Origin of the sequence: Mycolicibacter heraklionensis (assembly GCF_019645815.1) — a bacterium.
Lineage (GTDB): Bacteria > Actinomycetota > Actinomycetes > Mycobacteriales > Mycobacteriaceae > Mycobacterium > Mycobacterium heraklionense.
This window is the reverse complement of the sequence record NZ_CP080997.1, coordinates 984,168-1,007,222: the sequence shown is the minus strand read 5'-3', so window position 1 is coordinate 1,007,222 and position 23,055 is coordinate 984,168. Positions and strand designations below refer to the sequence as shown.

Annotated in this window: 17 protein-coding genes and 1 pseudogene; 10 read left to right on the top strand and 8 right to left on the bottom strand. The window is 66.4% G+C overall.

The window, feature by feature from the left end; translation table 11 throughout:
• Window positions 1-72 precede the first annotated feature (72 nt).
• The gene (locus K3U94_RS04820; protein ID WP_220695759.1) at window positions 73-2,817 is read right to left on the bottom strand and encodes a helix-turn-helix transcriptional regulator; all 2,745 of its coding nucleotides are present in this window, start codon (window positions 2,815-2,817) and stop codon (window positions 73-75) included.
• A 151-nt stretch (window positions 2,818-2,968) separates the two neighbouring features.
• Here K3U94_RS04820 and K3U94_RS04815 point away from each other — a divergent pair, with 151 nt between their 5' ends.
• The 5 genes from K3U94_RS04815 (at window position 2,969) to K3U94_RS04795 (ending at window position 10,448) form a co-directional block, all read left to right on the top strand.
• Window positions 2,969-3,871 (top strand): AurF N-oxygenase family protein, encoded by a 903-nt coding sequence (locus tag K3U94_RS04815; RefSeq protein WP_220695758.1) that lies wholly within the window; start codon window positions 2,969-2,971, stop codon window positions 3,869-3,871.
• Complete coding sequence (locus K3U94_RS04810; protein WP_220695757.1) at window positions 3,868-4,584, top strand: DUF4873 domain-containing protein; 717 nt, start codon at window positions 3,868-3,870, stop codon at window positions 4,582-4,584. The genes K3U94_RS04815 and K3U94_RS04810 overlap by 4 nt, the downstream gene beginning before the upstream one ends.
• Window positions 4,585-4,668: 84 nt before the next feature.
• The gene (locus K3U94_RS04805) at window positions 4,669-5,541 is read left to right on the top strand and encodes a TIGR03619 family F420-dependent LLM class oxidoreductase (RefSeq protein WP_220695756.1); all 873 of its coding nucleotides are present in this window, start codon (window positions 4,669-4,671) and stop codon (window positions 5,539-5,541) included.
• A gap of 550 nt (window positions 5,542-6,091) precedes the next feature.
• A complete protein-coding gene (locus K3U94_RS04800) occupies window positions 6,092-8,212 on the top strand; it encodes a cellulase family glycosylhydrolase (RefSeq protein WP_230987420.1) in 2,121 nt (706 codons plus the stop codon).
• A gap of 112 nt (window positions 8,213-8,324) precedes the next feature.
• A complete protein-coding gene (locus K3U94_RS04795) occupies window positions 8,325-10,448 on the top strand; it encodes a cellulase family glycosylhydrolase (protein ID WP_230987419.1) in 2,124 nt (707 codons plus the stop codon).
• A 19-nt stretch (window positions 10,449-10,467) separates the two neighbouring features.
• Here the strand turns inward: K3U94_RS04795 and K3U94_RS04790 are convergent.
• Window positions 10,468-11,415, bottom strand: a pseudogene (locus tag K3U94_RS04790) (fumarylacetoacetate hydrolase family protein); the annotation flags it as partial.
• Between the two features lie 3 nt (window positions 11,416-11,418).
• Window positions 11,419-13,701: an ATP-dependent DNA ligase gene (locus K3U94_RS04785; RefSeq protein WP_220695754.1), complete on the bottom strand. Its 2,283-nt coding sequence runs from the start codon at window positions 13,699-13,701 to the stop codon at window positions 11,419-11,421.
• A 62-nt stretch (window positions 13,702-13,763) separates the two neighbouring features.
• Between K3U94_RS04785 and ku the strand changes: the two genes are divergently transcribed.
• Together ku and K3U94_RS04775 are read left to right on the top strand one after the other, a co-directional pair.
• Window positions 13,764-14,639 carry a non-homologous end joining protein Ku gene (gene ku / locus K3U94_RS04780; protein ID WP_047317467.1) on the top strand — a complete coding sequence of 292 codons (876 nt, stop codon included), beginning with the start codon at window positions 13,764-13,766 and terminating at the stop codon, window positions 14,637-14,639.
• Window positions 14,640-14,752: 113 nt separating this feature from the next.
• Window positions 14,753-14,971: an alpha/beta hydrolase gene (locus tag K3U94_RS04775; RefSeq protein ID WP_220695753.1), complete on the top strand. Its 219-nt coding sequence runs from the start codon at window positions 14,753-14,755 to the stop codon at window positions 14,969-14,971.
• Here the strand turns inward: K3U94_RS04775 and K3U94_RS04770 are convergent, their stop codons facing one another.
• The 5 genes from K3U94_RS04770 to K3U94_RS04750 all read right to left on the bottom strand — a co-directional run bounded on the left by K3U94_RS04770 (window position 14,972) and on the right by K3U94_RS04750 (window position 19,638).
• The gene (locus K3U94_RS04770; RefSeq protein WP_047317469.1) at window positions 14,972-15,376 is read right to left on the bottom strand and encodes a type II toxin-antitoxin system VapC family toxin; all 405 of its coding nucleotides are present in this window, start codon (window positions 15,374-15,376) and stop codon (window positions 14,972-14,974) included.
• Window positions 15,373-15,618: an AbrB/MazE/SpoVT family DNA-binding domain-containing protein gene (locus K3U94_RS04765; protein ID WP_047317470.1), complete on the bottom strand. Its 246-nt coding sequence runs from the start codon at window positions 15,616-15,618 to the stop codon at window positions 15,373-15,375. Before K3U94_RS04765 ends, K3U94_RS04770 begins: the two co-directional genes overlap by 4 nt.
• Before the next feature lie 46 nt (window positions 15,619-15,664).
• Complete coding sequence (locus tag K3U94_RS04760; protein WP_220695752.1) at window positions 15,665-18,487, bottom strand: MMPL/RND family transporter; 2,823 nt, start codon at window positions 18,485-18,487, stop codon at window positions 15,665-15,667.
• Window positions 18,484-18,888, bottom strand: coding sequence for an MmpS family transport accessory protein (locus tag K3U94_RS04755; protein WP_047317471.1), 405 nt, complete (start codon window positions 18,886-18,888; stop codon window positions 18,484-18,486). Before K3U94_RS04755 ends, K3U94_RS04760 begins: the two co-directional genes overlap by 4 nt.
• A gap of 144 nt (window positions 18,889-19,032) precedes the next feature.
• Window positions 19,033-19,638 (bottom strand): TetR/AcrR family transcriptional regulator, encoded by a 606-nt coding sequence (locus tag K3U94_RS04750; protein ID WP_220695751.1) that lies wholly within the window; start codon window positions 19,636-19,638, stop codon window positions 19,033-19,035.
• 102 nt (window positions 19,639-19,740) lie between these two features.
• On the opposite strand from K3U94_RS04750, the gene K3U94_RS04745 reads away from it, so the two are divergent.
• The 3 genes from K3U94_RS04745 (at window position 19,741) to K3U94_RS04735 (ending at window position 22,934) form a co-directional block, all read left to right on the top strand.
• Window positions 19,741-20,532 carry an SDR family oxidoreductase gene (locus tag K3U94_RS04745; RefSeq protein ID WP_220695750.1) on the top strand — a complete coding sequence of 264 codons (792 nt, stop codon included), beginning with the start codon at window positions 19,741-19,743 and terminating at the stop codon, window positions 20,530-20,532.
• A gap of 14 nt (window positions 20,533-20,546) precedes the next feature.
• Window positions 20,547-21,623 carry an NAD(P)H-dependent amine dehydrogenase family protein gene (locus K3U94_RS04740; RefSeq protein WP_220695749.1) on the top strand — a complete coding sequence of 359 codons (1,077 nt, stop codon included), beginning with the start codon at window positions 20,547-20,549 and terminating at the stop codon, window positions 21,621-21,623.
• 87 nt (window positions 21,624-21,710) lie between these two features.
• Window positions 21,711-22,934 carry an Nramp family divalent metal transporter gene (locus K3U94_RS04735; RefSeq protein WP_526022749.1) on the top strand — a complete coding sequence of 408 codons (1,224 nt, stop codon included), beginning with the start codon at window positions 21,711-21,713 and terminating at the stop codon, window positions 22,932-22,934.
• Window positions 22,935-23,055: the final 121 nt, after the last annotated feature.

Genomic DNA, 23,055 nt, shown 5'->3' with positions numbered 1-23,055 from the left:
CAGTATTTTGCCCGGTTTATGTCAGGTAAATCCCGAAAAGCTGAGAGTCTGCGTATTTCACATCGCGGGCTGTCACCCGGGGTTGAGTGCCGCGAACAGGCCGCCCCGGGACCGGATGCCGAGCTTGCGGTACACGCTGCTCAGAGTCGTCTCCACCGTCTTGGGCGCGATGAACAACTCGGCGGCGATCTGCTTGTTGGACAGTCCGGCTGAGGCCAGCTCCGCGACACGATGCTCAGCGGGCGTCAGTCCACCACCCGGAGCCGAACTGATCAGCCGCGCCAACTCGGCCCGGGCGCGCTGCACCCATAACGGCGCCCCCAACGACTCGAAGGTCTCCAGCGCCGCGCGCAGAGTCGCCTCCGAGGCCTGCCGGCGCCGGCGCCGACGCTGCACCTGCCCCAACAACAGCTGAGTCCGCGCCTTCTCGAACGGCATCGGCAGCCGTTCATGGTGAACCATCGCCTGCTCAGCGGCCAGTTCAGCGGCATCGAGCTCACCGCGCGCGGCCAACAGATGACTGCGGCCGCGGGCACCCGTTGCCAGCATCCATGGTCGATCGAGGCGGGTTCCGTTACGCTCCAGCGCCGCGACCAGCGGCTCGGCCTCATCCAGCCGCCCGAACGCGGTCAGCGCCTCCACGGCGTCAGGCAGGTGGGATCCGACAACGATCTCGGTGCCGTGCTCGGGATCGAACGAGGCCAGCAGCGGCTCCAGCAGTTTGATCGCGGCAGCGTGATCGCCGAGCGACACCTCGAGAAACGCGCACGCCGCCGTCGCCGACGACGTGTGCATCGCGTCGCCGATGACGCGGGCCGCGTCCATAGCCGCGCGCGCAATCGAGCGGGCGTCATCGACACGCCCGGCGTAGGCGGCCACCCATGCCTGACGTGCCCACGCGCAGACCAGCACCATCTTGGTGCCCATTAGCTCGGCGCGCTGCACGGCCTCGTCAGCAATGACTCCCGCCTCGGCATAGTGACCCAGCCACAGTTCGACCATCGCGGCGTAGTCGTCCATCCAGAGGATGTCGGTCTCGGTCCCGCCTTCGGCAAGCCGCTGCCGCAGAGCGCGAATCTGCCCGGGAGCGTCGTCGAGTTCCCCAGCCCAGGAACGAATTACCGGCGCGACGACGCCGGCGCGGTACATCGCCGCCGGAACGCCGGCAGGGTCCTCGGAATCCACCGCCAGCCGCAGGGCGTCCGGATCCAGTCCCTGCCCGAACCAGAAGCGCACCACGGCCTGAATCGTCAATGCCTGGCTGCGCAATCCGGCGATGCCGATCTGATCAGCTTGCGCCACAGCGGTATTCGCGAGTTCAACGGCATCCTTGGCGTTGCCGATCACCCTCGCCACCGGCACCATCAGCAGTCGGGCTTGAAGCTGCAGCAGGGGATTGTCGGCAGCTTGGTCGATAGCCTGAGTCAACAGATCCGCGGCCACCACCAAGCTGCCTTCGTAACCGGTGAGGGCGGCTATCGCAATCAACGCCGTACAGCGCAACTCGCTCGAAGACTCTGCCCCGTCCAGGATCGACTGCAGGTGGGTGCGCGCCGCCGCGACGGCTCCAGAACGAAAGTGTTGTTCAGCGGCCCGGATTCGCCGCGACGGCGTGTCGTCGCCGAGTTTGATGGCCAATTCGATCAGTTCGGCGGCAACCGCTGGGGCACCGCGTGTTCGGGTGAACTCAACGGCCACGTCGAGCGCCTCCACGGCGTCCGGATCGTGGGTGGTCGCCGCCAACGCCATGTGCCGCGCCTTGAGCTCGGGCTCGTGTACGAATTCGCTGTACCGACGATGCATGGCGCGGCGCGCCGACGCCCCGGCTGCACTACAGACACCCGTGGCGAACAGTGGATGGTGAAATCGGATCCGGCCGCCGTCGATCTGGGCCACCCGTCGTGCCTGAGTGGATTCGATCAGTTCGACGACCCGATCTGGGTTGAGATCGGTGGCCAGGCCCACTCGCTGCACGGTCGGCCGCGCAGCGCAGGCGGCGGCCAACAACACCGCCGCGACATCCTCGTCGGGCTGCCCTATGCGGTCACGCACCAGGGCCGCCAGACTGTCGGGCAGTTGCACGTCGGCCTGGTCCGGCGCCTCGGCGATGAACCGTGCCAGTTCCAGGGCGAAAAACGGGTTACCGCCCGATATTTCGTGAATCCGCGTGATCGCCGGGCGTGGCAAGGTGTGACCCAGCCGCGCCGACACCAGAGTGTGCACACCGCCCAGACTCAACGGAAGTACCGGCAGACGTGCCACCTTGTCAGGGCGGGCAACACTCAGCCAACTCATGTCGACGGTGTCCGCCGAGTCGGTCCGCACCGCGAGCAGCAGCCCGGCCCGCCCGGGCAGCCGTCGGGCGGCATACCCGATCACCGCCTGACTGGAGGCGTCCAACCACTGGACGTCGTCGATGCAGAGCAACACCGGTGCTTCCGAACCCAACGCGCGGATCACCGCCAGAAACGCGGTGGCCACCATCCGCTCGTTGCCTGCCGGCCCGTCGCCCCCACCGAGCAACACCTGCCCCAGCGCCGCTCGTTGGACCTCCGGCAACTCCTCCGGCACATCGATGGCGGCCAGCAGATCGGCCACCGCGGCATAGGCGTAGCTGACCTCGGCCGGTGCGCCCGACGCGGAGAGCACCGCGCAACCACGCTCGGCTGCGGTCTCCGCTGTCTCCCACAGCAGGGTGGACTTCCCGATACCGGCTTCACCTTCGAGCAGAAGCACCCCCGGCTCGGACAGCGTGCGCTCAAGAAAGGCGGTCAGAACTGCTGTCTCCGCCTTTCGGTCCGCCCCCACAGAACGCATGCCGACAATTTTGGCAGGAACGGCCGCAACCCGCGCCAGGCAACGGTGACGGAAGTCACACAGGTACCGGAAGTATCCGGTACCGTCGGTATTGACATGCCTTGGTATGGCTCCTAGCTTTTACAAGTCCGAGCGAGAAGGGATTTCCGTCATGACCACAGCGGTGCGGCCGAGCGAACCGACCCGGGAGGAATTTGCCGAGCGTCTGCTGAAGGGCTCGGTGAAAAAGTCCTACGCACCGGTCGTCGACATCGATTGGAATGCCCCGCTGGAGGAGGACAAGTTCTTCCTGCCGCCGCGGATGTGCACCCTCTACGGCACGCCGCTGTGGGAGGCAATGACCCGCGAACAGCAGATCGAGATGTCCCGCCAAGAGCTGGTCAACGTCCTGTCCGCCGGCATCTGGTTCGAGAACATCCTCAACCAGGCGCTGCTGCGCGACATGATGCACAAGAACCCCACCGCGCGCACCACGCACTATTCGCTGACCGAACTGGGCGACGAGACCCGCCACATGCTGATGTTCGGCAAGACCATCGACCGGATCGGCGGCGTGCCGGTCCGCCCGCGGCTGCACCAGCGCATCGTCATCAACGCGCTGCCCTTCCTGTTCCGCGGCAGCATCTTGTGGGGAGCGGCGCTGGTCGGCGAGGAGATCTTCGACTCGCTGCAGCGCCAGATTCTCGACGACCCGGACCTGCAGCCGATCGTGCGGCGCGTGATGCGCATCCATGTCACCGAGGAAGCCCGCCACATCCAATACGCCCGCGATGGTCTGCGGCGCAGCGTCCCGGGGATGCCCCGCTACCGGCGTGTGCTGTTGGCAAACCTGCAGGGTGTCGGCGGACCGTTCTACCGCCACCTGTTCACTTTGCCGGTGGTCTACAACCGGGTCGGGCTGGACGGCCGCGAAGCTCGCCGGGTGGCGCGGGCCAACCCGCACTTCCATGCGGCTTCCCGCTCGTCATTCGCGCCGCTGGCCGCGTTCTTCACCGAAGTCGGACTGATGGGCGGGCTGGCCCGGCGGATGTGGCGGCGGGCCGGATTCCTGTGAGCCGCAACGGCGTCCTCGACGTGGTGGTGCTGGGCGACCCGGCGCTCCTGCACGGGTTGATCGACGGCGTCCGCGCCGTCGATCCGGCGAACGTGACCACCCGATTCGACAGCGCCACCGACACCTGGACGGTGACCACCGCCGACGGGCAAGAGCTCACCGCCCGCACCCTGATCGGGACCGCCGCCTCCACCGACGACGCCGTCGCCAGGCATGGCGTCCCCAACCGATTCCAGGTCCCCGGCCCGCACACCCGCCGGCAGGCCCGGTATGTGGCCCGGCTCATCGATGCCCTACGGCGCAGCGGAGCCAGCCGGATCGAGTCTCGCTCGCCACGGCTGCGGGTGCATCGACTGCTGCCGACCCGGGGGATCTCCCGGTTTTACCTCACCGGATCGCTGGGCGTCGACGACGAAACCTACGACGGGCCAGCGGTTCTCACCCACAACGGTGAGGAGTATCCGACGCGAGTCCGCCTGACTGGCCACTTCGATCCGATCGATGGCCAATATCATTGGCAGGGAATGTTTTTCACGGACCTACCGAGCGGGAGCGTCACCGGCTCCAAGGTCAGCATCCGGATTGGCGAGCACACCGCGCAGGGGCGCGTCGCGGAGCGGACGCCGTGGGGCACGCTGACCGTGATCGGCGCCGCCGGTTACCCGCCATTCCCGTTGGAGGATGTCGAGATCGCGATGCCGCCCCGCATGTGATTCGCACTCCCCCACTCGGGTCGACACGGGCGAGTCTGCTATGCAGAGAACAGCGCCCCAGCACCTAAAGACCGAGGAGACGACGTGCGGTTCACCTACGCCGAAGCGATGACCGACCCGAGCTATTACATTCCGCTCGCCAAGGCCGCCGAGGCCGCCGGGTACCACAGCATGACGATCCCGGACAGCATCGCCTACCCGTTCGAATCGGACTCCAAATACCCCTACACGCCCGACGGCAATCGGGAATTCTTGGACGGCAAGGCCTTCATCGAGACCTTCGTCTTGATCGCCGCGCTGGGCGCGGTCACCAGCACGCTGCGGTTCACCCCGTTCGTGGTCAAGCTGCCGATCCGCCCGCCGGCATTGGTCGCCAAGCAGGCCGGCTCGCTGGCCGCGATGATCGACAACCGGCTGGCCCTGGGCGTGGGCACCAGCCCGTGGCCGGAGGACTACGAGTTGATGGGGGTGCCGTTCGCCCGCCGCGGCAAGCGGATGGACGAGTGCATCGAGATCATCCAGGGGCTCACCACCGGCGACTACTTCGAGTTCCACGGCGAGTTCTACGACATCCCCAAGACCAAGATGACCCCGGCGCCGTCGCAGCCGATCCCGATCCTGATCGGTGGCCACGCCGAAGCCGCGCTGCGGCGCGCGGCCCGGCACGACGGCTGGATGCACGGCGGTGGCGACCCGGCCGAGCTCGACGGGCTGATCACCCGACTCAAGCAGCTCCGCGAGGAGGAAGGCCGCGCCGACGACCCGTTCGAAATCCACGTGATCTCGGTCGACGGATTCACCCTCGACGGCATCAAGCGCCTGGAGGACAAGGGCGTCACCGACGTCATCGTCGGCTTCCGGGTGCCCTACATCGTCGGCGACGACACCGAGCCGTTGGACACCAAGATCCGCAACCTGGAGCGGTTCGCCGAGCACGTCATCGCCAAGGCAGGGTGAACCCCGTCACGTCCGCGGCCGGACGTGTCCACACTCACTGTTTCGCCCGGGTAAATCGGGATACATTCCGTCGCCGCTGGCGTTAATGAGTACGTGCACTGACCGCCGGTGGCGGTCGGGTACTGCAGTTCTCATTGTGTGACCTGCAGGGAGTAGTGACATGAAGACGCAAACGTACTTGCCGGCCGAGCCGAGAACCGGTCACATCGACCGCCAGCGGGTTGTTCGCCTGCTTCGCGCCGCAGCATCCGAAGCCGGGCAGAGCGACGCCCGCCGCCAGTGGATTCGCGCCGCGACGCAGTGCTGATCGGGATTGACGAAATAGTTGTCGTCGCGAACTATCGCGCGATCTCGCCCACGACGGCGCCCCAGCGCGTCCACCAGCTATAAACCCAGGTAATCGCTGCCCGAGCACCCTTCTGGACGCCTTGGCCGGCGACCGAATCGCAATCCTTTTCCGCCGCACCCTTGCGCGTTGTTAAGTAGCTCATTTAGCTTCTCAGACAGGCCTCAGGCGCGACAGGGGCGTTGATGGGAAGGGTTTGTCGAGATGTCTCGTCACCGCAGCAGGGTTGTGGGCAGCAAGGTTGTCGGAGTCGCCGCGTTTTTGGCTGTGACCTCTGCGGCCGTGCCGCTTGCGCCGGCGCACGCCGACCTCGACGACATGATGGACGTCTTGTTCACGCCGTTTGCCACCACAGACGGTGCCCTTGACGGCCAAGCCCTGTTCGACACGACCGCCTGGGACACCTTCTTGTCCTCCGCACACTGGGACGCCGCCTTTGCCGCCCTGGCCGAGCCGAGCCCCGCACTGGCCGTCGACTTCTACACCGGCCTGCACGACCTCGCCGAGAAGTGGATCGACAGCGAACTGGGCAGCCAGGTCAACGGCGCCATCAACACCCTGTTCGGCTCCACCGTCATCGGCAACGGCGCCGACGGCACCGAAGACCACCCCAACGGCGGCAACGGCGGCTGGCTCTTCGGTGACGGCGGCGCCGGCTGGAACAGCACCACCGACGGCGTCGCCGGCGGCCACGGCGGCTCCGCGGTCGGAATCTTCGGCAACGGCGGCGCAGGCGGCGACGGCGGCGCCGGGGCCGTCGGCGGCGACGGCGGAGCCGCCGGCTGGCTGTTCGGCAACGGCGGCCACGGCGGCGACGCCGGCGACGGCGACACCCTCAGCGGCCTGCCCGCCCTCGGCGGCGTCGGCGGGGTGGCCGGCCTGATCTACGGCACCCACGGCGCGGCCGGCCACTACGGCACCCTGCCCGGCGGCATCACCGGCACCGTCGCCCCACCGGTCGAGGTCTCCAACGGCTGGCTCACCAACTCCGACGGCCAGGTCGTCATGCTGCACGGCCTCAACCAGGTCTACAAGATCGCCCCCTACGAACCGTCTGCCGGCGGCTTCAGCGACGACGACGCCGCGTTCCTGGCCGCCAACGGTTTCAACGCCGTCCGCCTCGGTGTCATCTGGGCCGGGGTGGAACCGCAACCCGGCGTCATCGACTACGACTACCTGGCCTCGATCCAGCAGACCGTGCAGATCCTGGCCAACCACAACATCGTCGCCATCCTCGACATGCACCAAGACCTCTACAGCGGCAGCCTGGGCGGCGACGGCGCTCCGGACTGGGCCACTATCACCGGCGGGCTGCCCAACATCGAGGCCGGCTTCCCAGGCAGCTACTTCGTCAGCCCGGCACAGAACTATGCCTGGGACGCGTTCTGGGCCAACACCAACGGACCCGACCAGATCGGGCTGCAGAACCACTACGCCCTGATGTGGCAGGCCGTCGCCAACTACTTCAAGGGCGACCCGAACGTCGCCGGCTACGAGATCATGAACGAGCCCTGGGCAGGCACTCAAACGCTGGGAGGGTTGCTCGGCAACCCCTACTTCGACGCCCAGCAGCTGACCCCGTTCTACAACCAGATCGACGCGGCCATCCGCTCCGTCGACCCCAACAAGACCGTGTTCTTCGGTCCCACCACCCTCGAGGCCAGCCTGCCGGTACCGAACCACCTGGGCACGGTGGACGACCCCAACACCGTCTTCTCGTTCCACCACTACTGCATGGTGAACGCGCTGTTCTCGACCCTGAGCTTCGGTTGCGACTGGAATGCCGACGTCTCGTTCGGGTTCGCGATGGACTACGCACAGGAGCACAACATCCCGGCGTTGCTCAGCGAGTTCGGTGCCACCAACAACATCCCGACCATCACCGCCGGAATGAACGCCGCCAACCAGCATCTGATCGGCTGGACCGAATGGGCCTACACCGGCAACGACATCACCAGTACCTCACCCAACGATCAGGCGCTGGTCTACGACCTGACCAAGCCGCCGGTCGGCGACAACATCAACGTCGACAAACTCGACGCCCTCTCCCAGCCCTACCCGCAGCTGATCTCGGGGACACCCACCGCCTGGTCGTTCAACAACGGGGTCTTTTCGTTCAGCTACTCCACCGACCAGGCCGACGGCTCCGGCAGCTTCGCCGCCGGTTCACAGACCACCATCTCGGTGCCACCCACCCAGTACCCCAACGGCTACACCGTCACCGTCACCGGCGGACACGTCACCTCCAGCCCAGGCGCCTCGGAGCTGATCATCACGTCAGACTCCGGCGCCTCCACCATCAACGTGACAGTCACCGCGTCCTAGGCGGCGACCCCGGCACGCGGCTACGCCGCAACCTTGCGCAGTGTAAGTAACTCGTTTACCTTCTCAGAAACACTTAAGAAATCGAGTGTGTCCATGGGAAGGGTTTGTCGAGATGTCTCGTCACCGCAGCAGGGTTGTGGGCAGCAAGGTTGTCGGAGTCGCCGCGTTTTTGGCTGTGACCTCTGCGGCCGTGCCGCTTGCGCCGGCGCACGCTGACCTCGACGACATGATGGACGTCTTGTTCACGCCGTTTGCCACCACCGACGGTGCCCTTGACGGCCAAGCCCTGTTCGACACCACCGCCTGGGACACCTTCTTGTCCTCCGCGCACTGGGACGCCGCCTTTGCCGCCCTGGCCGAGCCCAGCCCCGCACTGGCCTTCGACTTCTACACCGGCCTGCACGACCTCGCCGAGAAGTGGATCGACAGCGAACTGGGCAGCCAGGTCAACGGCGCCATCAACACCCTGTTCGGCTCCACCGTCATCGGCAACGGCGCCGACGGCACCGAAGCCAACCCCAACGGCGGCAACGGCGGCTGGCTCTTCGGTGACGGCGGCGCCGGCTGGACCAGCACCACCGACGGCGTCGCCGGAGGCCACGGCGGCTCCGCGGTCGGAATCTTCGGCAACGGCGGCGCAGGCGGCGACGGCGGGGCCGGAGCTGTCGGCGGCGACGGCGGAGCCGCCGGCTGGCTGTTCGGCAACGGCGGCCACGGCGGCGACGCCGGCGACGGCGACACCGCCAGCGGACTGCCCGCCCTCGGTGGCGTCGGCGGGGTGGCCGGCCTGATCTACGGAACCCACGGCGCGGCCGGCCACTACGGCACCCTGCCCGGCGGCATCACCGGAACCGTCACCGCACCGGTCGAGGTCTCCAACGGCTGGCTCACCAACTCCGACGGCCAGGTCGTGCTGCTGCGCGGCCTCAACCAGGTCTACAAGATTCCGCCTTACGAGCCGTCCGCCGGCGGCTTCAGTGAAGAAGACGCGGCCTTCCTGGCCGCCAACGGCTTCAACTCGGTACGCCTGGGCATCATCTGGGCCGGGGTGGAACCCCAGCCCGGCGTCATCGACTACGACTACCTGGCCTCGGTGAAGGAGACGGTCGAGATGCTCGGCCGCCACAACATCGTTGCCATCCTCGACATGCACCAAGACCTCTACAACGAGGAGTTCGGCGGCGAGGGCGCTCCGGATTGGGCCGTCTTGACCGGCGGACTGCCCAACCCCCTGCTGGGCTTCCCGGGCACCTACCCGCTGAACCCGGCGCAGAACTATGCCTGGGACTCGTTCTGGGCCAACGCCAAAGCGCCGGACGGCATCGGGCTGCAGAACCACTACGCGCTGTCGTGGCAGGCCGTCGCCAACTACTTCAAGGGCGACGCCAACGTGGCCGGCTACGACATCATGAACGAGCCGTGGGCGGGCACCCACGCGTTGGGCAGCATTTTGGGCAACCCGTACTTCGACGCCCAGCAGCTGACCCCGTTCTACAACCAGATCGACGCGGCCATCCGCTCCGTCGACCCGAACAAGACCGTGTTCTTCGAGCCGAACACCCTCTTCGGCAGCCTGCCGGTGCAGACGCACCTGGGCACGGTCGACGACGAGAACTCGGCCTTCTCGTTCCACCACTACTGCGTCACGACGTCACTCATCCCCGGCTCGAGCTTCGGCTGCGACTGGAACGCCGACATCGTGTTCGGGTATGCGTCGGAATACACCCAGGAGCACAACATCCCGGGCTGGCTCAGCGAGTTCGGTGCGACGAACAACCTCGGAGCCATCGGGGCGAGCCTGAATGCCTCGAACAAGTGGCTCTACGGCTGGTCTGAGTGGGCCTACACCGGCGGCGACATCACCAGCGCGTCGCCGAACGATCAGGCACTGGTGTTCGACCTGAGCAAGGCGCCGGTCGGCGACAACGTCAACTGGGACAAGCTTGATGCCCTGTCCCAGCCGTACCCGCAGGTGATCTCCGGAATCCCGAGCTCGTTGTCGTTCTCGGGCGGAGTCTTCTCCTTCAGCTACTCCACCGACCAGGCCGACGGCTCCGGCAGCTTCGCCGCCGGTTCACAGACCACCATCTCGGTGCCACCCAGCCAGTACCCCAACGGCTACACCGTCACCGTGACCGGCGGACACGTCACCTCCGGACCCAACGCTTCGGAGCTGATCATCGCGTCCGACTCCGGTGCCTCCACCATCAAGGTGACCGTCACAGCGGCGAGCTGAGCGGGCTAGGCACGGCCTACGGGCGCGGGCGCTCCGCCAGCGGTATCGGCGGAGCGCTGGCCCGCACCGTCTGACGTACCTCACCCAGGCCCTGCACCTGAAGGGTCACCACGTCACCGTCGCCCAGCCAGCCCGGAAATGGTTGCGGCAGTGCGGGATCAAGATGCTCAAGCAGGGTGCAGGACGGTACCGTGCCGGAGCCGAAGACATCACCGGGCTGCAGCGGCACCCCGCGCGACGCGTAGCTGATGACCTCGCCGAAGCTCCAGTCCATGGCCTCGGTCGACCCGAGGCCCACGATCACGTCGTTGACGATCGCGGTGGCGTGCAAGCTGAGTTTGCCGTTGCGGCGGTAGGGCTCCAGCTCGTCGGGGGTGACCAGGTAGGGCCCCAGGGTGACACCGCTGTCCTTGCCCTTGGCCTGGCCGATCGCCAGCACGCCCTCCTGGGCTTGCAGGTCCCGTGCCGACCAGTCGTTGAAAATGGTGTAGCCGATGATGGCCTGCTCGGCTTGCTCCACCGACAGGTTCGCGCCGGACGTGCCGATGATCGCCGCGACTTCCAACTCGAAGTCCTGGCAGGCACTGCCGGGTGCCATGGGCGCATCGTCGTAGGGCCCCAGAACCGTTGCTGGGCAGGCGAAATAGAACGCCGGAATCCGATACCAGGTGTCATCGAGGTCGCGGCTGCGGCCGGTCGCGGCAAGGCAGTTGCGCATATGGTCCAGAAAGCACAGGCTGTCGCGGATCGACGGCGGACGCGGGATCGGCGCCATCAGCGCCACCTGGTCGGCCCGCACCGTCGCCGTTGGGGCGGCCAACGCCCGTTCGCCGGCGTCGCGCAGACCATCGGGACCCAACCGGATCAGCTCCAGCAGTGTCACACCGGGCGGCAGCGCATGGATCACGTCGCCGTCCAGCACCCCCGCACGCTCCCCGTCGTCGCTTCGATAGGTCACCCACCGCACGGGTCAATCCTCACTCACGACCTCCTCGGGGGTCTTGTCAGGCCGCAGTCCGCGCCAACTGGGTTGGCGCAGCCGACCATCCGTCGTCCGTTCACTGAAGCGCACCTCCCCCACCACGGTTGGTTCCACAAACGTGACACCCTTGGCGTCCAGCCGGGAAAGCGGTGCCAGAAAAGGTGATTCGTCGGTGCGCAGCGGCATCAACATCTTCTTCAGGGCGGCGAGGTTACGGTCGGTGAACCCGGTGCCGACCCGACCGACGAAACGCAGGCCGTCACCCTCGGGAATACCCATCAGCAGGGACCCGATCCCGCCGCTGCGGCCACCCTCACCGGCCCGCCAACCGCCGATCACCACTTCCTGGGTTCGCCAGCGCTTGGCCTTGACCCACGCCGGCGACCGGCGCCCCGGGTGGTAGGGCGAGTCCCACTTCTTGGCGACAACGCCCTCCCAGCCGAGCCGGCGGGACTGTTCGAGCGCCTGGTCACCGTCGGCTGTCAGCAGGTCTTTGACCACCAAATCGGTTCCTCGCGCGAGGGTTTCCAGCAGGCGACGGCGATCCCGGTAGGCCGCGCGCAGCAGTGGGCGACCGTCGAGATAGAGCAGGTCGAAGGCCCAGAACTCCAGACGAGGAGAGCGGGCGTTGTTCTGCATCTCGGCGAAGCTGGGGACACCGCTGTCATCGAGCGCGACGAGCTCGCCGTCGAGCACCACGTGATGCTCGGCCAGATCGGCGGCCGGGAACGGCAGGTGGGGGTATTCGCGGGTAACGTCGCGCCCACTGCGAGCGCGCAGTCGAATCCGGCCGCGGTCGGCTTCCACCAGCAGCCGGTATCCGTCCCACTTGCCCTCGAAGGCCCACTGGCTCGGGTCGAGCCGGGTCACCGAACCCTCGGTGGCCAGCATCGGGGCCAACTCGTTGAAGGTAAACGCCTTCTGGTCCTTCATCCGATGCGCCAGCCACTGGTCGCCGCCGGTGCGGATCAGCGCGTATCGCCCGGAGATCCGGCTGCCGGCCAGCACCACGATCACCTCCCCCTTCTCGACGGTGTCCTCGAACTTCTCGGTGACATAGCTGCCCGAGTCCCAGATGCGAACCGTGCCGGCGCCGTACTCGCCCTTGGGAATGGTGCCTTCGAAGCTGCCGTACTCCAGCGGGTGGTCCTCGGTGCGCACCGCGAGATGGTTGACCGACGGCGTGTCCGGCAGATTCTTGGGCACCGCCCAGCTCACCAGCACACCGTCGCGTTCCAGCCGGAAGTCGTAGTGCAGCCGGCGGGCGTGGTGCTCCTGGATGACGAAACTGTTGCCCTCCCCCGGCGACGGCGTCGCGTCCGGCACCGGTTCGGGAGTTCGGCCCGCGTCACGCTTGGACCGGTATACGGCCAGTCGATCGTGTCGGGCCAGGGGCCGGTCCAGCTCGGCCAACAGATCGCCGTCGCGAGCGACGCGGTCCAGCACTTCGTCGTAGCGCAGCTGCCGCAGGTCCGGGTCGTCCAGCTCCGCCCAGGTGCGTGGCGCGGCAACCATCGGATGGGCACGGCCCCGCAGCGAATAGGGCGCAATGGTGGTCTTCGACGCGTTGTTCTGACTCCAGTCGACGAAGACCTTCCCGGCCCGAAGTTTCTTGGCCATGGTCGCGGTCACCAGCTTCGGCAGTGTGCTTTCGAGTTGCTGCGCAACCCTTTTGGCCACCGTCGCCGCACCCGGGCTGCTCACCGGGCGATCAAGGGCGGCGTAGACGTGCACGCCCTTGCTGCCGCTGGTGACCGGGAACGTCTCCAGGCCAAGCTCGGACATCAGGTCCCGGATGGCGCGCGCCACCTCAGCGAGTTGGCTCATTGTCACGCCCTCGCCGGGGTCGAGGTCGAACACCAGACGCGTCGCCAGCCCGGGCTTGAGCACCTTCCCGCCGTGGGTCCATTCCGCCTCGAAACGCCACTGCGGCACGTGGACTTCCAGCGCCGCCTGCTGGGCGATCCAGGCCAGGCCGTCGAGGTCCTCGATGATCGGGTAAGTGGTGATGCCGGAGCGATGCTGAATCTCGGCGCGGGCCAACCAGCCCGGCGCCGAGGCGGCCAGCTGTTTTTCGAAGAAGGATCCCTGCTCGACGCCGTTGGGCCAGCGCTTGCGGGTCGCCGGTCGTCCCGCGATGTGCGGCAGCATCACCTCGGCGATGCGGGTGTAGTAGTCGAAGACCTCGGCCTTGGTGGTGCCCGTGGCGGGGTAGAGCACCTTATCGGCGTTGGTCAGCTTCACCCGGGTCCGGAGCGGCTCAGCGGCCATGTCGCCAACCTACGTCGCGCCAAAGCCGGTTATGGGCAGATCGAGGTGGGCATACTGGCCACATGCGTTCCATCTGGAAGGGTTCGATCGCATTCGGTCTGGTCAACGTGCCGGTGAAGGTCTATAGCGCCACCGAGGACCATGACATCAAGTTCCGTCAGGTGCACGCCAAGGACCACGGACGGATCCGCTATCGCCGAGTCTGCGAGGAGTGCGGCGAAGTCGTCGACTACGCCGACATCGCGCGGGCGTATGAGTCCGACGACGGCCGGATGGTGGTGATCACCGACGACGACATCGCGAACCTCCCCGAGGAGCGCGATCATGAGATCGCCGTTCTCGAGTTCGTGCCGGCCGGCGACCTGGACCCGATGCTCTACGACCGCAGCTACTTTCTGGAGCCGGCATCGAAGTCGATCAAATCCTATGTGCTGCTGGCCAAGACGCTGGCCGAAACCGATCGGGTGGCGATCGTTCATTTCACACTCCGCAACAAGACCCGGCTGGCGGCGCTGCGGGTCAAGGACTTCTCCAAGCGCGACGTGATGATGGTGCACACCCTGCTGTGGCCCGACGAGATCCGCGACCCGGACTTCCCCGCATTGGACACCAAGGTCGAGATCAAGCCGGCCGAGCTGAAGATGGCCGGGCAGGTGGTCGAGTCGATGGCCGACGATTTCGACCCCGACCGCTATCACGACACCTATCAGGAGCAACTGCACGAGTTGATCGCGGCCAAGCTCGAGGGCGACGAGGCGTTCACCCCCGAGGAGCGGCCCGCCGAACTGGATGCCACCGAGGATGTCTCCGACCTGCTGGCCAAGCTGGAAGCCAGTGTGAAAGCGCGCTCGGCGAAGGCGCCGGCGAAGAAAGCTCCCGCGAAGAAAACACCGGTGAAGAAGGCACCCGCAAAGAAAGCACCGGCCAAAAAGTCCTGATCCGCACACGGGCAAGCCACGGTATTTCACTCGTTACGGGCATTGTTTGACGTGGCGGGTGTAACCCTGGGCCTTATGTCCGATATCAAGGACGTCGTTCTGATCCATGGCGCATGGGCCCGCGGTGGCAGTTGGGGGCCCCGCCCACCAGCCCGGTGCTGGTGATTCGGGACGAATGCGACCAGGTCGTGCCGCCACAGATAGCACCCAAAACTGCAGCCCGGTACCAGCAGGGAACCTACGTCCAGGTCTCCGGCTCAGACCATCTGGTCTTCTCCGGTGAGGCACTACCGGTGACCATGGGCCTCATCGATGACTGGAGACGCCGGTGATCATGTCACCAGTTCGTATTCCACTTGCAGCAGCTCGTAGGTCCTGACCGCTCGCCGGTCGCGGGTCAACAGCGTTGCTCCAGCAGCCATCGCCGTCGATCCAACCAGCGCGTCATAGGTTGCTCCACCGGTGACATTGTGTGCCGCGAGATAGTTGATCAGCTCGCGATGCCTTCGTGCGTCCAGCGTGAGGTAATCGGCGGATGTGACGTCGGCCAGGTACGCGTGGACTGCCGCTGGCGCTACGCGATGCGGCGGCGGTAGTCGCGTCAGAACGGAATAGGTTTCCACCGCCGTGTGTGCGACCAGATGAACTCCCCGGCCGAGGGCACGCGCGGCGGGTTGGTGCGCTTCGTGCCAGGTTGCGAATCCGGCAACAAGAACACTGGTGTCGGGCGTGATCACCTTCGTACCCGGTCCAACGTCTCGCGAACGATTTCGTCGGTCAACGGGGGCAGCTCACGGTCTGGCCGTGCGACAAGGACCGAACCTTCCCGGACCAATTCGACGTCGGTGAACGCAGGTTCAATCTCGATCCGTCCATCGCGCTCCGTGATCTCCACCTGATCGTTTCCGTGCAAGCCAAGGCGATCGCGAATCCGCTTTGGAATCACCAAACGCCCCGCGGGGTCAATGGTTGTGCGCATGGTAAAAAAACTACCATCGACACGGCCAGGCTGAGCTCAGCCGCCGTCAACCGCTTTCGGCCGCCACCGCGGGCCGCTGGCGCACCCGCTGCGGCCACCAGAACCAGCGCCCGAGCAGCGCCGCGATGGACGGTGTCATGAACGACCGCACGATCAATGTGTCGAACAGCAGGCCGAGCGCGATGGTGGTGCCGATCTGACCGAGAATCCGCAGGTCACTGAAGATGAACGAGGCCATGGTGGCGGCGAACACCAGTCCGGCGGCGGTCACCACCGAGCCGGTCCCGCCGATCGCCCGGATGATGCCGGTGTTCAAGCCCGCGCCGATCTCCTCCTTGAACCGCGAAATCAGCAGCAGGTTGTAGTCCGAGCCCACCGCCAGCAACAGGATGACCGCCAGGGCCAGCACGATCCAGTACAAGTGGATGCCGAACAGGTACTGCCACACCAGCACCGACAGCCCGAATGAGGCGCCCAGCGACAGGGCGACGGTGCCCACGATGACGATCGCGGCGACCAGGCTTCGGGTGATGATCATCATGATCAGCAGGATCAGGCTCAACGCGGCGATCCCGGCGATCAGCAGGTCATACTTGGCGGCGTCGGCGATGTCCTTGTAGGTCGAGGCGGTTCCGGCGAGGTAGATATGCGAGCCCTGCAGCGGGGTGCCCTTGACGGCTTCCTTTGCGGCGTCACGGATCTTGTCGATGTGCGAGATGCCCTCGGGGGTGGCGGGGTCGCCCTCGTGGGTGATGATCAGCTGCGCGGCTTTGCCGTCGGGCGACAGGAACAGCTTCATCCCGCGCTTGAACTCGGCATTGTTGAACGCTTCCGGGGGCAGGTAGAAGGAGTCGTCGTTCTTGGCTTCGTCGAACGCCTGACCCATGGCGGCCGGGTTGTCGTTCGCGGCCGCCGACTGATCGCTGATCCCGGAGTTGGTGGCGTAGTTGTTCAGCGCGAGGTCGCGGTTGACCTGCTGGCTTTCGATCTGGGAAGGGATCAGCCCCACCAGTTGTGGTTGTAGCGCATCGAGCTGGTCCAAGGTCGCCGTGAGTTGTTCGAATTTCTCGCTGAGCGCGTCGACGCCGTCTTGTATGTCGAACACCGAACGCAGCGCCCAGCACGCGGGAATGTCGAAGCAGTGCGGTTCCCAGTAGAAATAACTGCGGATGGGGCGGAAGAAGTCATCGAAGTTCGCGAGCTTGTCACGCAAGTCGTTCATCAGGTCGATGGTGTCGTGAAAGCTCTGGGTCTCGGCGTGGGTGGCGTCGGCGAGCTGCTGCTGCAAGGCATATTGCTGTTCCAGCGTGTGGATCGACTTCTCGGCTTCCGCCGCCTGCTTGAGCAGATCGGCCGCCCGGTCCATCTGGTACCGCAGATTCTGGGTTTGGGCGACGCTTCCCTGGCCCACCGAAAACGGTATCGAGGTGTGTTTGAGCGGCGTCCCCAACGGCCGCGTTATCGACTGGACCTTGGCGATGCCCGGCGTGTGGAACACGGCTTTGGCGACCCGTTCCAACACCAGGAAGGACGCCGGGTTGCGCAGATCGTGGTCTGACTCGATCATCAGCAATTCCGGGTTCAGCCGGGCCTGGGAGAAGTGCCGTTCGGCGGCGGCGTAGCCGATGTTGGCCGGGGCGTGGTCCGGCATGTAGACGCGGGCGTCGTAGCTGGTCTTGTAGCCCGGCAGGGCGAGCAGACCGACCAGGGCGACCCCGCAGGCCACCACGAGAATGGGCCCGGGCCAGCGAACGATAGCGGTACCGATCCTGCGCCACCCGCGGATCCGCATCGCCCGGGTGGGTTCGAAGCGGCCGAATCGACTGCCCAGGGTGAGCACGGCCGAGGTCAGGGTGAGCGCGGCGATCAGCGCCACGAAGATGCCGATGGCGGCGGGCAGACCCAGTGTGTGGAAGTACGGCAGGCGGGTGAAGGTCAGGCAGTACACGGCACCGGAAATGGTCAGGCCCGAACCGATCACGACATGCGCGGTGCCGCGGTACATGGTGTAGAACGCTGTCTCGGGATCCTCGCCGGCCGCGCGCGCCTCCTGGTAGCGGCTGATGATGAAGATCGCATAATCGGTTCCCGCGGCGATCGCCAGCAGCGTCAGGAGATTCGTTGAGTACGTGGATAATCCGATGATCTCGTGGTAGCCGAGAAACGCGACGAAGCCACGAGCGGCGGCCATTTCGATGGCCACGGTGAGCAGCGCAAGCACGGTGGTGGCGACCGAGCGGTAGACGGCGAACAGCATCAGCGCAATCACCAGGAAGGTGATCGCGGTGACCTTGTTGGTGCCCTCGCTGCCGACCGAGAACTGGTCGGCGACCAGCGGCGCCGCACCCGTCACATAGGCGTGGACGCCGGGCGGCGCGGGCGTGTCCCCGACGATGCGGCGCACCGCGGCCACCGACTCGTTGGCCAACGTCTCGCCCTGGCTTCCGGCCAGAAACACTTGCGCCAGTGCCGCTTTGCCGTCGTTGCTCTGCGAACCGGCGGCGGTCAGCGGGTCGCCCCAGAAGTTCTGGATGTGCTGAACGTGGTCGGTGTCGCGCTCCAGCTTGGCGACCAGGGCGTCGTAGAACCGGTGCGCGTCGTCACCGAGCGGCTGCTCGCCTTCGATGACGATCATCGCCGCGCTGTCGGTGTCATACTGCTGGAACACTTTTCCGATGCGTTTCGCCGCCTGGTACGAGGGCGCGTCCGGGGAACTCATCCCCACGTTGTGGGCCTCGGCCACCACCTCCAACTGCGGAACCAGACTGTTGGTCACCGCGGCCAGGGCCACCCAGAACAGCACGATCGGCAGCGCGAAACGGCGGATGGTGCGCGGCCAGAACGGCCGGGACTCGGGCGGCGCGCTCATCCGGACTTGTCCAAGCAGAAGGTGTAAGCACTCACTGCGTTGACGGTCCTTTCGTCTTTGAGCTCGCCGTCGATCACGATGCGGCAGCCCAATGTGTCGCCGTTGCCCTGCGCCCGCAGGTCGGCGATAACGGCCGGTTCGGTCGTCGTCGCCTGGTACCGCCACGGCAGCGGAGCGTCGATGATCTGCTGAGGCGCGGCGTTGACGTCGAGGTAGTTGATGGTGGCGACCGCGCCCGGTGCGCCGAAGACCTCGTAAACGACGTCCTTGGGATTGAAGGGCACGATTTCATCGGCCTTGTCGCTCTTCGTCGACGTGGTGTCACCCGATCCGAAGATGCCGTGCAGCCGGTAGACGGCGAACGCGGCGATGCCGACGACAGCCACGGCCACAAGGACCATCCACCCCTGCCTGACCAGGCTGGAAAACGACGGTCTCTTCACGGGAAGCCTCTCGGTATCCGTGGGCAGGTCGAATGAAAATTAAGCGTACGGTACGGAACCGTACGGTTCAATAGTGCGGCACCGCGATTCCTGCCGGCGAGATCAGTCGACGCGGCGGGTGAGAGCCGGCAGGATCACGCCGTCGACCAGACTCGCCACGGTGCGCGCGGTGGGCGCCCGGCCCGAGACCAGGGACCGGAAGACGAGATACCCCGGCAACACGTCCCACAGGTCATCATCGATGGCGGCGGCATCGATCTCCCCCCGGCCGACCGCCAGTCGCAGAATGTGCTGCATCAGCGCCTTGCGCTGATCGATGAACTGGTGCTGCATCGCCTCGTTCAGCGCGGGATTGCGCGACACCTCCACCAGCACCGCCCGCAGCGTGCCGGCGTGTTGGGCGGTCTGTTGGCAGACCAGCTCGCCCAAGCGCAGCAGATCACCCCGCAGCGTGCCGGTGTCGGGCGGAACCGCGACCTGACGGATGCCCTCGGTGAACGCGGCCAGTACCAATTCGGCCTTCGACGGCCAGCGTCGGTAGACCGTGGCCTTACTCGCTCGTGCCGTGGCCGCGACCGCGTCAACCGTCAATCGGTCGTAGCCGTTCTCCTGCAGCAGCGCCAAGGTGACGTCCAACAACTCGGCTTCACGCGGCGACCAGGTGGATGCGCCGGAAAGATCGAGGTTCGAAGTCACGGCATCAACCATAGAATGCCGCCGCCAAAACCCGCGGACAGTCACCAAACATCGAATTAGAACGTGTTTCAAAAAAGGGTTCAGCTCACGCTCATTCCTTGTTAGCGTGGCGCCGTGATACTCGACAAATTCCGAATCGATAATCAAACAGCCGTAGTCACCGGTGCTGGCCGGGGCCTGGGCGCCGCTATCGCCGTCGCGTTTGCCGAGGCCGGCGCCGACGTGGTGATCGCCTCACGCACCCAATCCGAACTAGAGGCCGTCGCCGAACAGGTCCGCGCGGCGGGTCGTCGTGCCCACATCGTGGTCGCCGACCTCGCCCATCCCGAGGAGACGGCGAAGCTGGCCGCCGAAGCTGTCGAGGCGTTCGGCAGGCTCGACATCGTCGTCAACAACGTCGGCGGAACGATGCCCAACACCCTGCTGACCACGTCGACCAAAGACCTCAAAGACGCGTTCACGTTCAACGTCGCGACGGCGCACGCACTGACCATCGCGGCGGTGCCGCTGATGCTGGAGCACTCCGGCGGCGGGTCGTTCATCAACATCACCTCCACCATGGGGCGGGTGCCCGGGCGAGGGTTCGCCGCCTACGGCACGGCCAAGGCCGCGCTGGCCCACTACACCCGATTGGCCGCGCTGGACCTGTGCCCCAAGATCCGCGTCAACGCCATCGCACCGGGATCGATCGTGACCTCGGCGCTGAACGTGGTGGCTTCCAACGAGGAGCTACGCACCCCGATGGAGAAGGCCACGCCGCTGCGGCGACTCGGTGAGCCCGAGGAGATCGCGGCCGCCGCCCTGTATCTGGCTTCTCCGGCCGGCGCCTACCTGACCGGCAAGGTGCTCGAAGTCGACGGCGGTATCACCTTCCCGAACCTTGACCTGCCCGTCCCGGACCTGTGAGGAACCACTGACCTATGACTATTCGCGTCGCGCAGATCGGCACCGGCAATGTCGGTGTCCACGCGCTGAAAGCACTGATCACCAACCCTGAGTTCGACTTGACCGGAGTGTGGGTGTCCTCGGACGCCAAGGCCGGCAAAGACGCCGCCGAACTGGCCGGTGTGGACACGCCGACCGGCGTGATCGCGACCACCGACCTGCAGCAGGTGCTCGACGCCAAGCCCGACTGCGTGGTCTACACCGCGCTGGCCGACAACCGGCTCGTCGAGGCGCTGGAGGACTTCAAGCGCATCCTGAACGCCGGCATCAACGTCGTCGGCAGCAGCGCGGTGTTCCTGCAGTACCCGTGGAACGTCATCCCCACAGAGATGCTGACCCCCATCGAAGACGCTGCGCGGCAAGGCGGTTCGAGCTTGTTCATCAACGGCATCGACCCCGGATTCGCCAACGACCTGCTGCCCCTGGCACTGGCCGGCACCTGCCAGAGCATCCAGCAGATCCGCTGCATGGAAATCGTCGACTACGCCACCTACGACAGCGCGGCCGTCATGTTCGACGTGATGGGCTTCGGCAGGCCGATGGACGAAACCCCGATGCTGCTGCAGCCGGGTGTGCTGAGCCTGGCGTGGGGTTCGGTGGTGCGCCAGCTCGCGGCCGGCCTGGGCCTGGAACTGGATTCCGTCGAGCAGTCCCACATCCGGGTGCCCGCGCCGGAGGACTTCGCGATTTCTTCGGGTGACATCGCGAAAGGCACTGCCGCGGCGCTGCGATTCGAGGTGCGCGGCATGGTCGACGGTAAGGCCGCCGTGGTTCTCGAGCACGTCACCCGGCTGCGCGAAGACCTGTGCCCGGAGTGGCCGCAGCCCGCCCAGCCCGGCGGGTCGTACCGCGTCGAGGTGACCGGTGAGCCGTCGTATGCGCTGGACCTGTGCCTGTCCAGCCCCAATGGCGACCACAACCACGCCGGCCTGGTGGCCACCGCGATGCGGGTCGTCAACGCGATTCCTGCGGTGGTCGCCGCCGAGCCGGGAATCCGGACCACGCTGGATCTGCCACTGGTCACCGGCCGCGGCCTCTACAGCGCCGGCTGACCACCACGCCGGCGTGACCGCGGAGCATCGGCGAATTTCCGGCTACCCTGACTTTCCTGTTCGTTAATCCGGATGGAAAGGGTGTCGGTGGCTGCAGGCACCGCGGTTCGACTGAAGCCGGGCTGGGCGTTGCTCGGCCCGGCTTTCGTCGCTGCGATCGCCTACGTCGACCCGGGTAACGTCGCCGCCAACGTCAGCGCGGGGGCGAAATTCGGCTTCCTGCTGGTCTGGGTCATCGTCGCGGCCAACGTGATGGCCGGGCTGGTGCAGTATCTGTCCGCCAAGCTCGGACTGGTGACCGGGCACTCGCTGCCGGAGGTGATCGGCGCCCACAGTCGTAAGCCGGTTCGGATCGCGTACTGGCTGCAGGCCGAATTGGTGGCCATGGCAACAGATCTCGCCGAAGTCGTGGGCGGGGCGATCGCGTTGAACCTGATCTTCGGCTTACCGCTGCTGCTCGGCGGCCTCATCACCGGCGTGGTGTCGATGGCGCTGCTGGCAGTCGGCGACCGGCGCGGTCCGCGGATTTTCGAGCAGGTGACCAGCGGGCTGCTGATCATCATCGCCATCGGGTTCCTGGCCAGCCTGGTGGTCTCCCCACCGGCGCCCGCCGACGTCGCCGCCGGCCTGCTGCCCCGTTTCGACGGCACCGAAAGCGTGCTGCTGGCCACCGCGATCCTCGGCGCGACGGTGATGCCACACGCGGTGTACCTGCACTCGGGGCTGGCCCGCGACCGGCACGGCCAGCCCGAGCCCGGCCCGGCGCGACGGCGACTGCTGCGAGTGACCCGCTGGGATGTCGGCCTGGCGATGCTGGCGGCCGGCACGCTGAACCTGGCCATGTTGCTGGTGGCCGCCAACAACCTGCGCGGCCTGGACGATGCCGGTTCCATCGAGGGGGCGCATGCCGCGGTCGGCAACACCCTGGGCCCGACGGTCGCACTGTTCTTCGCGATCGGACTGCTGGCTTCCGGACTGGCGTCGACCTCGGTGGGCGCCTATGCCGGCGCGATGATCATGCAGGGCCTGCTACGAGTGTCGGTTCCGCTGCTGTGGCGCCGGCTGATCACGCTGGGCCCGGCGCTGGCGATCCTGGTACTCGGGATCGAGCCCACTCGGGCATTGGTGATCTCGCAGGTGGTGTTGTCCTTCGGGATCCCGTTCGCGCTGGTACCGCTGATCCGGGTGACCGGCGACCGGGAACTGATGGGCGCCGATGCCAACGGGGCGCTGACCTCGGCACTCGGCTGGGCCGTCACCGTGGTGATCGGCGTGCTCAATGCGGCGCTGATCTACCTGACCCTGCGCTAGGCAACGCCTCCACATCTCCTGCCGAGCGTTCTTCCGACGTTAACTCCTACGCCGCCCGCCCGTCCCGACCTCGTCGACAGACGCCCCTAGCGTGAGGTTGCGCGTTCGTCGTCGAAGGAGT